Annotated in this window: 10 protein-coding genes; 5 read left to right on the top strand and 5 right to left on the bottom strand. The window is 70.3% G+C overall.

Annotated elements, in window-relative coordinates:
- Nucleotides 1-15 precede the first annotated feature (15 nt).
- A complete protein-coding gene (locus tag AB0O24_RS08830; RefSeq protein WP_363374208.1) occupies nucleotides 16-624 on the bottom strand; it encodes a MerR family transcriptional regulator in 609 nt (202 codons plus the stop codon).
- 72 nt (nucleotides 625-696) lie between these two features.
- On the opposite strand from AB0O24_RS08830, the gene AB0O24_RS08825 reads away from it, so the two are divergent.
- Entirely contained in the window at nucleotides 697-1,197 is a 501-nt protein-coding gene (locus tag AB0O24_RS08825) for a DUF4188 domain-containing protein (RefSeq protein WP_363374206.1), read from the top strand.
- Nucleotides 1,198-1,213: 16 nt separating this feature from the next.
- Entirely contained in the window at nucleotides 1,214-2,074 is an 861-nt protein-coding gene (locus AB0O24_RS08820) for a sulfurtransferase (protein WP_363374204.1), read from the top strand.
- Between the two features lie 304 nt (nucleotides 2,075-2,378).
- Here the strand turns inward: AB0O24_RS08820 and AB0O24_RS08815 are convergent, their stop codons facing one another.
- Nucleotides 2,379-3,701, bottom strand: a complete 1,323-nt coding sequence (locus tag AB0O24_RS08815) for an NAD(P)/FAD-dependent oxidoreductase (protein ID WP_363374202.1) — start codon at nucleotides 3,699-3,701, stop codon at nucleotides 2,379-2,381.
- Between the two features lie 148 nt (nucleotides 3,702-3,849).
- Nucleotides 3,850-5,295, bottom strand: a complete 1,446-nt coding sequence (locus AB0O24_RS08810) for an amino acid permease (RefSeq protein WP_363374199.1) — start codon at nucleotides 5,293-5,295, stop codon at nucleotides 3,850-3,852.
- Nucleotides 5,296-5,456: 161 nt separating this feature from the next.
- On the opposite strand from AB0O24_RS08810, the gene AB0O24_RS08805 reads away from it, so the two are divergent.
- A complete protein-coding gene (locus AB0O24_RS08805; protein ID WP_363374196.1) occupies nucleotides 5,457-6,254 on the top strand; it encodes an IclR family transcriptional regulator in 798 nt (265 codons plus the stop codon).
- A gap of 3 nt (nucleotides 6,255-6,257) precedes the next feature.
- Here AB0O24_RS08805 and AB0O24_RS08800 read toward each other — a convergent pair whose 3' ends face one another.
- Both AB0O24_RS08800 and AB0O24_RS08795 read right to left on the bottom strand, forming a co-directional pair.
- On the bottom strand, nucleotides 6,258-7,007 hold the full coding sequence (locus tag AB0O24_RS08800) for an IclR family transcriptional regulator C-terminal domain-containing protein (RefSeq protein ID WP_363374193.1): 750 nt from the start codon (nucleotides 7,005-7,007) through the stop codon (nucleotides 6,258-6,260).
- Nucleotides 7,007-8,410 (bottom strand): amino acid permease, encoded by a 1,404-nt coding sequence (locus tag AB0O24_RS08795; protein ID WP_275801817.1) that lies wholly within the window; start codon nucleotides 8,408-8,410, stop codon nucleotides 7,007-7,009. The genes AB0O24_RS08800 and AB0O24_RS08795 overlap by 1 nt, the downstream gene beginning before the upstream one ends.
- Nucleotides 8,411-8,766: 356 nt before the next feature.
- Between AB0O24_RS08795 and AB0O24_RS08790 the strand changes: the two genes are divergently transcribed.
- Together AB0O24_RS08790 and AB0O24_RS08785 are read left to right on the top strand one after the other, a co-directional pair.
- Entirely contained in the window at nucleotides 8,767-9,822 is a 1,056-nt protein-coding gene (locus AB0O24_RS08790) for a homoserine dehydrogenase (RefSeq protein WP_363374190.1), read from the top strand.
- Nucleotides 9,819-11,210: an aldehyde dehydrogenase family protein gene (locus AB0O24_RS08785; protein WP_363374187.1), complete on the top strand. Its 1,392-nt coding sequence runs from the start codon at nucleotides 9,819-9,821 to the stop codon at nucleotides 11,208-11,210. Before AB0O24_RS08790 ends, AB0O24_RS08785 begins: the two co-directional genes overlap by 4 nt.
- Nucleotides 11,211-11,283: the final 73 nt, after the last annotated feature.

The following is an 11,283-nucleotide window of genomic DNA, read 5'->3' as shown; positions in this document are numbered from 1 at the left end:
GGGTCTGCTTGTACGTCAGCCCGTGCCGAAGCGTCGCGACGCGGCGACCTGCTCGGCGACGCGACGGAGAGCGAGGATCAGCGGCTCGACGAGAGCGGTACCGAGCACCACGTACCGCACCGCGTCTTCGATCGATGTCTCGGGCGTCGCGGCGAGTTCGGCCTCGGCGATCGCGGACAGGTGTTCGAGGTACGCGGCCATCACGGTCTCGGGCACCGCGAACCCCGCGCGCTCGAGCGTCGCGAGGGCATGAGCGACCGCGGCGAGCTGGTCGGGGAAACACTTTTCGGTCGTTCCCCCCATCCTCTCGAGCAGGGCCGTGGCCTCGGTCAGATCCGGCTCGCCCGCGATGACGGGCGTGACGGCGGCGTTCGCCGCACCGAGAAGGTCGTAGGGGTTCTCGGGCGGCTCCTCGAGCACGCCGACGACCTTGCGCACCCCCGCGATGCCGACACCGGCGTCGACGAGCGCGCGGATGACCCCGAGCCGCTGCACGTGCGCGGTGCCGTATGAGGCCTGCGTTGGCGAGGAGCGTTCCCCCTCCGGCAACAGCTTCTCGCGCAGGTAGTACTTGATCGTCGCCACGGGGACTCCGCTCTCCGCCGACAATTCCGAAATCCGCACCGTGACCCCCCTTGACTGGATAGCCCTGCTATCTAAAACTGGATAGCAATACTATCGAGCGAGGGCGAGCCCATGGCATCCATCAACCCGGGTCGAATGACCCACCGTTACGACGGCGAACTGGTCGTGTTCCACATCGGCATGACCGTCAACAAGTGGTGGAGACCCGACCAGTGGATGCCGCTTATGGGCGACATGCCCCGGATGCTGCGCGAGCTGAGCATGGACCCCGAATCGGGGCTGCTCGGCTTCACCACGCTGCTGGGTTCGCGAGGGCCCTACCTCGTGCAGTACTGGTCGTCGCTCGACAAGCTGTACGCGTATGCCTCGGCCACGGAGCAGGAGCACCGCCCCGCGTGGACCCGATTCAACCGACGCGCGCGGAAGAACCCGGGCGCGGTGGGCATCTGGCACGAGACGCACGTCCTCGAAAGGGCCGAGACGATCTATGTCGCGACGCCCGCGATGGGCCTCCCGAAAGCCACCGAGATCGTGCCCGTCGCGTTGCGCCACGACCGCGCGCGGGCGCGCGTGGCCGACGGACGGACTCGGGGTCCCGCCCCGGTGAGCTGAGGGCCAGACTGGAGCCATGGCTTCGATCCTCACGACCGCGCACGACCTGCGCGACGCCCTCGCCGCCGGGACCTTTCCTGACGGCGGGCGCGTACGCGTCCTCGACGTCCGCTGGCGACTCGACCGCCCCGACGGGCGCCCGGAGTACCGCGCCGGACACATCCCCGGCGCGCAGTACGTCGACCTCGACCACGACCTCGCCGCTCACGGCGCGCCGACCGAGGGCCGGCATCCGCTCCCTCCGGTCGAGACGCTGCAGGCTGCCGCGCGACGCTGGGGCATCGACGCGGGCGATACGGTCGTGGTCTACGACGACCTCAAGAACATGTCGAGCGCGCGGGCGTGGTGGCTGTTGCGGTACGCGGGGGTGGCTGACGTTCGGCTACTCGACGGCGCGCTGTCAGCCTGGACCGACGCGGGATTCGAGGTGGAGGAGGGGGATGCCGAGACCCCGACGCCCGGGACGGTCGAGCTGACGTACGGGGCTCTGCCGAGGCTCGAGCTCGACGAGGTGGGGGCGTTCGCCGAGTCCGAGCTGCTGCTCGACGCCCGCGCCGGCGAGCGCTACCGCGGCGAGGTCGAGCCGATCGACCCTCGTGCGGGTCACATTCCCGGCGCGATCAGCGCCCCGACGACAGAGAACGTCGGCGGCGACGGGCGCTTCCTCGAGCCGGATACGCTGCGTTCGCGGTTCCGGATGCTGGGGGCCGAGGACGGCTTGACGGTCGGCGTCTACTGCGGCTCCGGGGTGACGGCGGCTCATCAGGCCGTGGCGCTGACGCTCGCGGGCTTCGAGCCGCGCGTGTTCCCGGGGTCGTGGAGCCAGTGGTCGAACCACGAGGAGCTGCCCGTGGCGACCGGGTCGGAGCCGCGGTAGCGGCCGCCCCCTCGATCCAGGTGGCTGAGCTTGTCGAAGCCACCGGTTCCCGCGGTGCCCCGGGCCCTTCGACAAGCTCAGGGACCTCCGCCGCGAGCCAGGGACCTCCGCCGGAGCCGCGGTAGCGACTACCCCGGCCGCAACCCAGGTGGCTGAGCCTGTCGAAGCCACCGATCCCTCGGTGCCCCGGTCCCTTCGACAAGCTCAGGGACCTCCGCCGCGAGCCAGGGACCTCCGCCGGAGCCGCGGTAGCGACTACCCCGGCCGCAACCCAGGTGGCTGAGCCTGTCGAAGCCACCGGAACCTACGACCAGAGGTCGCTCAGCGGGATCTCGCGCCCGAGCACGTTCCCGGCCGCACGATGCCCCGACAGCATCGCGCCCGGCACGGTCGCCGGGTCATCGCCCCACGTCGCCTCGCCCGCGAGGTGCAGCACCCCGCCCACCGGGACGGCCAGCTGGTCATGGTCGGGACCGACCGAGCCAGGAAGCATGTACGCGTACGAACCGCGCGCGAACGGATCGTCCTGCCAGCGCGTCACGACCGCGCTCTCGGGTTCGGGGATGTCGTTCCCGAACAGGCGCCGCAACTGCGCCACCGTCGAGGCGACGATCTCCTCGTCCGACCACTCGCGGGTCGCGACGGCCGCCGGACCGGCGGCGAAGGTCAGCAGGGCGGGCTCGTCGTGGATCCGGCCGAGGTCGTACCACGAGTGCCACCACTCCCCCTCGGCACCGAGCTGACGGATGCCGTAGACCCCGGCATCCCAGAATCTCTCGGGGAAGCGCAGCACGACCTTCTCGAAGGCGTTCATCCGCAGCAGTCCGAGGGCGCGGCGATGCTCCTCGGGCAGCTCGGGCTCGATCGAGAGATCGCCGGACTGCAGAACACCCACGGGGACGGTGACGATCGCGTTCTCGGCCGAGAAGGAGCCGCGGTCGGTGTCGACCGTGACGCCCTCGGGCGACCAGCGCACCGCCGACACGACGTGTGACAGCCGCACGTCGACCCCGTCGGCGAAGTTGCGGGCGAGCTCGTCGTATCCGCGGGGGAAGACCACCTCGTCGCCGTTGACGGTGTCGTCGTCGAGGCCGTGCGCCCCGAGCCCCGTCATCGCGACGCCGTACTGCTCCTGGGCGCGACGGTCGTTGTACTCGCGCACGCGCGTCTTGCGCTCGTCGTCCCAGTCCTGCTGGGCCAGCGCTCGATCGACGACGTCGGCGTACGTGGCATCCGGAGCGGAATCGGCGATCACATCGACGAGGGCCGCGTTCAGCGCGCGGATGTCGACGGCGTACTGCTCGACCGCTTCGGCGGAGAGACGCCCGCCGTTCTCATCGAAGTACGTCAGCGGACGACCGGCCGGCTGGTAGCCACCCACCGTGAACTCGACCATCGGCATCCCGAAGGCGCGCGCCGCCTCGGCGACCGGGCTGTCGTCGATACCGTGGATCCACGACGCTCCGCGGTCGGTGACGTGTCCGCCGGAGCGGTCGGTGTGGGTCCGGCCGCCGATCCGGTCGCGCGCTTCGAGCACGATGACGCGGCGTCCGGCACGCGTGAGCAAGCGCGCCGCGGCGAGACCCGACACACCTGCCCCCACGACGATCGTGTCGACGGTCTCCACGGATGCCTCCCCAGCGTCGGACACGCCCCCGGCCGGGGCCGCGTCGCCTTTCCGGAGAACGTACTGTGCCCCGCCCACCGGCGACAGCCACCACGACGTACGGTGGCGCGGGCCGGTTTCGACGGCACGTATAGGCGCGCGCCCCGGCTCAGGCGACCGGCGCCTCCTCGTCGAGCGCGCGCGGGGTGACGCCCTTGCGGCCGTACCGCCACCAGAAGAAGAGGTAGCAGAGGCCGACGAACGGGATGCCGAAGTACAGCGCCGGAGCCTGTTCGGGGTCGAAGGCGATCGCGACGATCGAGGCCGTCAGCAGGACGAACGCCAGGATCGGCACCACCGGATAGAACGGTGTGCGGTAGACGAGTGTCGCGACATCTCCCCCGCCGCGGACGAACGCGCGCCGGTGGAAGTACTGCGCCGCGACGATCGACATCCAGACGGCCACCGCGGCGAAGCCGGCGATCGAGACCAGCACGAGATACACGGTCTCGGCGGCGATGACACTCGAGATGAGCGAGACGAGACCGATCGCCAGGCTCACCAGGAGGGCGATCATCGGGATGCCACGGCGGGTGAGCCGCGTGAAGGCACGTGGCGCGTAGCCCTCTTCCGCGAGCGAGAACAGCATCCGCGCACACGAGTACAGGCCGCTGTTCCCCACCGAGAGCAGCGCGGTGATGACGACGAAGTTCATGATGTCGGCCGCGTACGGCACACCGACGTACTCGAAGACGTCGACGAACGGGCTCGAGCTGAGCCCCGCCTGTTCGTAGGGAAGGAGCGCGGCGATCACGGTGATCGAGCAGACGAACAGCACGAGCAGGCGCAGCACGGTCGACCGCAGCGCACGCGGGATGTTGCGGCCGGGATCCTTCGTCTCGCCCGCGGCGACACCCACGAGCTCCGCGCCGCTGAAGGCGTAGAAGACGGCGAGCGAGGTGATGAGCACGCCGCCCAGTCCCGCCGGCAGCAGACCGTCGGGCGTCTCGAAGTTGCTGAGCAGCACCGCCTCGTGCGGGCTGGTCGACAGCGGGGTGAACCCGAAGATCGCCATGGTCCCCAACACGATGAGCGCGAGGATCGCGATGACCTTGATCGCCGCGAACCAGAACTCGGTCTCCCCGAACACGCGCGCCGAGATCGCGTTGAGGGTGAACAGGATGCCGGCGAACACCAGACACCACACCCACACGTCGACGTTCGGGAACCACCGCTGCATGAGAATTCCGGATGCCGTGAACTCCGACCCGAGGGCGACCACCCAGCAGAGCCAGTACAGCCAGGCCGTGACGAAACCGGTCGCCGGTCCCATCGTGCGGGCCGCGTAGATGTGGATGGATCCCGAGACCGGGTAGACGACGGCGAGCTCGCCCAGGCACACCATGACGAGCCACACCACGAAGGCTCCGAGCAGGTAGGCGAGCACGGCCCCGAGGGGTCCCGCCTGGTGGATCGTGTAGCCGGAGCTGAGGAAGAGCCCCGACCCGATCACGCCGCCGAGGGCGATCATCACGAGGTGGCGGGCGCTCATGGCGCGGCGCAGTTGCCGTTGCGGGGCGGGCTGCGCCGTGGAGGGATCCGAGGGGCGGTTCATGGATGTGCTCGCATTCGTGCTCGGAGCGGATGCCGCCGATACTCGCGGACGCCGCGAGCCAGAGTAATTGATCGGACGTTCGTCGCCTCTCCCGGGCGTCCCGACGCGCGGACGCGTGACGCGGGGAGTCGTCGTTCGCGACCCCTGGCTACGCTGTGACGATGACCCCCGCCGATCGAGGAGCCGCCGTCGCCGACGACGAGGCGACGTCGACCGTCATCCGGGCCTTCGACGTCATCGCGAGCCTCGCGCTCCTCACGCGCGAGGGCCAGGGCGCTTCCGCGACGGACGTGGCCCGGGCGCTGGGACGAGAACGATCGCACGTCTCGCGCACCCTCGCCGCGCTCGCGGACCAGGACGTCGTCGCTCGCGACAGCGGGCGCCGCTACCGGCTGTCGTGGGCGTGGTACACCGCCGCCGAAGACCTCGTCGACCGGCGTCTGCGTCTCGAAGGGCTCAGCGTGCTCGACGAGCTCGCCGCGACCACGGGGGAAGCCGTCTTCCTCGGCGTTCTGCGCGGAGATACGACCGTCACGATCGTCGAGAGCGTGCCGGCGGTGTCGCGCATGATCGGCACCTGGGTGGGCCGCGCCTACCCCGCGTTCTGCAGCGACGCGGGCCAGGCGGTGCTGTGGGACGCCCCCGACGACGAGGTTCGGGCGGTCTTCGCCGCCACCGCCTTCAAGAGCGACGGCCCTCGGGCGCCGCGCTCCGTCGACGATTTCCTGACCCGGCTGCACGCCGCCCGCGATCGCGGATACACGATCGTCGACGAGGAAGCCGAGGCCGGCCTCTACTCGGTGGCCGCTCCGGTGTGGGACTTCCGCGGCGAGGTCGTCGCTGCGGTCCAGGTCGTCGGAGAGCGGGCGGCACTGCAACCGCGCACGGCGGCGCTCGCCGATGCCTGTCTCACCGCGGCCGCCATATTGTCGACGCGCTTGGGGCACGGCATCCACTGACGCTCAGGCCTGGGCGAGAGTGCTCAAGCGCTCCGCACTGTCGGCGAGCAGGGCCTCGATCCGATCGTCACGACCGTTTCCGGCGGCCGAACCGCTGAGCGAAACCGCCGCGACGATACCGTGTCTGCCCCGTACGGGGAGGGCATACTCGTCGACTCCCGCCACGTATTCTTCGTGCGCGACCACCAGTCCGCGCGCCCGGTCTCGTCGCTGCAGGGCATCGACGGCGGCGACCGTGCGAGCCGCACCGGGACCACCGACGCCGACGAACTGCGCCTCGCCGAGCAAGGCGTCGAGGTCGGCGAGCGAGTGATCCCAGAGCAGCGCCCTTCCGGCGCCCGTGCACCAGATCGGGGTGACCGCCGCGGGACGGAGGGTGCCTTCGCCGGCGGCATCCGCCCCCTCGACACGGAGCAGCAGCGCCCGCGGCCCATCAGCGGCGACGACCCGCGCCGTCATGCCGAGCTGTGCCGCCATGCCCCGGAGGTGCGCGCGGGCGGCGCGCAGCCACGGTTCGTGTCGTGCCCCCGCCGCGACGAAGTACGCCCGCCCCGCGCGGAGCGCCGAGGACTCGTCGCGTTCGACGAAGTCGAGGCGGCGCAGGTCCTGTGTGACGCGGGAGGCGCGACTGCGTTCGACGCCCGCGGCCTCGGCCAGGCGCGACAGCGCCCAGCCGGGCCGACCCGATCGCTCCCGCTCGACCGCGGTGTGCAGCAGGGCGAGTCCCTGCGTCAGCGAGGCGGGCGGGTTCATCAGCGTCCTTCGTGTGCGGGAGCCGCCGGCGCCTCCTCGTCGACGACGGCGGCGGGCGCGGCTCCTCGACGACCGTACCGCCACCAGAAGAACAGGTAGCACGCGACGACGAACGGGATGCCGAAGTACAGCGCCGCGACCTGGTTCGGATCGAAGGCGATCGCGACGATCGAGACGCCGAGCAGCACGAACGCGAGGATCGGCACGAAGGGGTAGAACGGCGTGCGGTAGGCGAGCGTCTTCACGTCCCCACCCCCGCGGACGAAGGCCCGCCGGTGGAAGAACTGTGCCGCGACGATCGACATCCACACCGCGACGACGGCGAAACCGGCGATCGAGACCAGCACGAGGTAGACGGTCTCGGCGGCGATCACGCTCGACACCAGGGAGACGAGTCCCACGGCCATGCTGACGCTGAGGGCGACGATCGGGATGCCGCGGGAGGTGAGCTTCGTGAACGCGCGCGGTGCGTGCCCTTCTTCGGCGAGCGAGAACAGCATCCGCGCGCACGAGAAGAGGCCGCTGTTGCCCGCCGAGAGCAGCGCGGTGATGATGACGAAGTTCATGATGTCGCCGGCGAAGGGCACCCCGACGTACTCGAAGACGTCGACGAAGGGGCTCGAGGTCAGGCCCGCCTGCTCGTAGGGCAGGATCGCGGCGATGACGGTGATGGAGCCGACGAAGAGCACGAGAAGGCGCAGCACCGTCGAGCGCAGGGCCTTCGGGATGTTCCGGGCGGGGTCCTTCGTCTCACCTGCGGCGACACCGATGAGCTCCGAGCCGCTGAACGCGTAGAAGACGGCGAGAGAGGTCATGAGCACGCCGGCGATACCGGTGGGGAAGAGCCCGTCCGGCGTCGAGAAGTTGCTGAACAGGACGGCCCCGGGGTGCTCGGACGACAGCGGGGTGAAGCCGAAGATCGCGGCACCGCCGAGCACGATGAGCGCGACGATCGCGACCACCTTGATGAGCGAGAACCAGAACTCCGTCTCCCCGAACACGCGCGCCGAGATCGCATTGAGGGTGAACAGGATGCCGGCGAAGATCAGGCACCACACCCACACCTCGACGCCGGGGAACCACCTCTGCATCAGGATCCCGGCCGCGGTGAACTCGGAGCCCAGTGCGACGACCCAGCAGAGCCAGTAGAGCCATGCCGTGGTGAAGCCGGTCGCGGGGCTGATCGCGCGGGCCGCGTAGATGTGGAAGGCACCCGACACGGGATAGGCCACGGCGAGCTCTCCGAGGCACGACATCACGAGGTACACGACGAAGGCGCCGACGAGGTAGGCGACGATCGCCCCCAGGGGCCCGGCCTGATTGATCGTGTACCCCGAGCTGAGGAAGAGCCCCGACCCGATGACGCCGCCCAGGGCGATCATCACGAGGTGGCGCGCGTCCATGGAGCGCTGCAGGCGGCGCAGCGGCACCTGTGTCGCGACGGTCTGCGGCAGGGCGTTCGGAAGGGACGTGGAGTCGGTGGAGCGTGGCATGGCGTCTCGCATTCGGAAGAAGGGGAACGGATCGCGTTTCGTGTGGCATGAACACTGCCCTGTGTTCATTTCGCACATGTTTCCTCGGACAGTAGCGGTCCCCGCCCTTGCGCTCAAGAGTGCGGAGAGTCGGGAAACCGGTCGGACAATCCGTCACCCGCACCGACATATCGGCATCAGCCGCCGCCGAAATGCCAGGCGCAGAGCGACACGACGGCGACGGACGATATCCGCAGACCCCGTCCTGCACCCTTCCGAGGAGACCCATGAACCGTCACGATCTCGCCCTCATCGGCTTCGGCGGCGTGAACCGCGCCCTGGCCGAACTCATCCGCGACCGCGGCGACGAGCTCGCGACCGAGCTCGGCTTCGCACTCCGTGTCGTCGCGATCACCGATCTGCGTCTCGGATCTCTCATGCAGGAGGACGGCATCGATCTGGACGCCGTCTTCGCTCTGGCACCGGGCGCGACGTTCGCCGGCTGGCCGGGTGGGGATGCCGAGCCCCGCAACGTCGAGGTCATCCGGAACACGACCGCCGACATCGTCGTCGAGGCGACGTTCACCAACCCGATCGACGGCGAGCCCGGCGTCTCGCACGTGCGCCTCGCCCTGGAGGCGGGGAAGAGCGTCACCACGACCAACAAGGGACCGGTTGCTCTCGCCGGTCCGCAGTTGAACGCGATCGCCGCCGCGAACGACGTCCACTTCGCCTACGAAGGCTCCGTCGTCAGCGGTACGCCCGTGTTGCGTTTCGCCGCCTCCACCCTGCAGGGGCTGCGCGTCGACGCGGTGCGCGGCATCCTGAACGGCACGAGCAACTATGTTCTCGGCCAGATGGAGGCGGGCATGGACCTCGCCGCGTCCGTCGCGGAGGCGCAGACCCTCGGCTACGCGGAAGCCGACCCGACCGCCGACATCGAAGGCTCCGACGTACGTCTGAAGGTCGTGATCCTCGCCAACGAGGTCCTCGGCGCCGACATCACCCCCGCCGACGTGACCTGCACCGGCATCACGGGAATCACTCCCGCCGACATCGTGGATGCCGCCGCCCGCGGGCTGCGCTACAAGCTCATCGGCGCGGCCGAACGCCTGCCCGACGGCTCGGTGCGCGCGAGCGTGGAACCCGTCGCCCTCCCCCTCACCCACCCGCTGGCCGGCATCAGCGGCCCCACCAACGCGGTGTCGTTCGAGACCGATCTGCTGGGGACCGTGACCGTGAGCGGCCCCGGGGCGGGACGCGTCGAAACGGCATACGCCCTGCTCTCGGACATCATCGAGATCGACGCCCGCGTGGCGCAGACCGCGGCGGCACGGCGATGACGCTCATGACTCCCGCCGACGCTCTCGAGGTGCGCAATCCGCTCGACGACTCGGTGATCGGGAGCGTCCCGACCATCGGCGTGAACGACGTGCCCGTCGTGCTCGATCGCGCTCGCGTCGGCGCCGAGCTGTCGCGAGACCTCTCCCGCTTCGCCCGGCACGCGGTCCTGCACCGGGCGGCGCAGCTGCTCGAGGACCGTGCCGACGAGGCGGCGGCGCTCATCGTGCGCGAGGCCGGCAAGACGATCCGGCAGGCCCGCAAAGAGGTGCGACGGGCCGTGACGACGCTGTCACTCTCGGCCGAGACGGCGCGCGCGGCGACGGGTGAGGTCATCCCGTTCGACGCCTTCGAGGGGTCCGAGAACCGGAAGGGCTGGTTCACCCGCGAACCGCTCGGCATCGTCGTGGCGATCACGCCGTACAACGACGCGCTGAACCTCGTCGCGCACAAGCTCGGACCGGCTCTGGCCGGCGGCAATTCCGTGATCCTCAAGCCGTCGCCGCACACCCCGCTCACGGCGGAGTTCCTCGTCGGCATCCTGATCGACGCGGGTCTGCCCGACGAGATCGTGACGGTCGTGCACGGCGATCGCGATGTGGCCGCGGCCCTGGTCTCGGCGCGCGAGGTGCGGCTCGTGTCGTTCACCGGCGGCTTCGCCACGGGCGAGGCGATCGCGCGCGGAGCGGGCCTGAAGCGGCTCGCGATGGAGCTCGGCGGGAACGCCCCCGTGCTCGTGTTCGACGACGCCGACCTCGCGCACGCGGTCGAGGCGTGCGCCTCGGGGGCATTCTGGGCCGCAGGACAGAACTGCGTCGGCGCACAGCGCATCCTCGTGCAGCGCGGGATCTATGCCGCGTTCCGCGAGCGTTTCGTCGCCGCGGCGGCGGCCCTGCGGGCGGGCGATCCGACCGACGAGGCGACCGACGTCGGGCCGATGATCACCGTGGATGCCGCGAAGCGCGCCGAGCGGGTCGTCGACGACGCCGTGCGAGCCGGTGCCCGCGTGCTCGCCGGTCATCGCCGCGACGGCTCGGTCTACGCCCCGACGGTCGTGGAGGGAGTCGCTCTCTCGTGCGAGCTGTGGGCCGACGAAGCGTTCGCCCCCGTCGTCGTCCTCGCGCCGTTCGACACCGAGGACGAAGCCGTGACCCAGGCGAACGACATCGACTACGCCCTGCACGCCGGGCTGTTCACCCGCGACCTCGGCCGCGCCCTGCGCGTGGCGGAGCGCCTGGAGGCCGGGGGCGTCATGATCAACGACTCCTCCGACTACCGCGTCGACAGCATGCCGTTCGGCGGGGCCAAATACGGGAGCATGGGCCGCGAAGGAGTGCGCTTCGCCTACGAGGAGATGACCCAGCCCAAGGTCGTGTGCATCAACGCATGACCCTCGGATGCCACGCCCTCCGGCCACGAGCGCGAGGGCGTGGCATCCGCTCGATGTCTCCTCAGCTCCAGGC

Origin of the sequence: Microbacterium sp. NPDC086615, assembly GCF_040686055.1 — a bacterium.
In the GTDB taxonomy this organism is placed as follows: domain Bacteria; phylum Actinomycetota; class Actinomycetes; order Actinomycetales; family Microbacteriaceae; genus Microbacterium.
The sequence above is the reverse complement of the archived record's forward strand: the minus strand, read 5'-3'. Positions and strand labels throughout refer to the sequence as shown.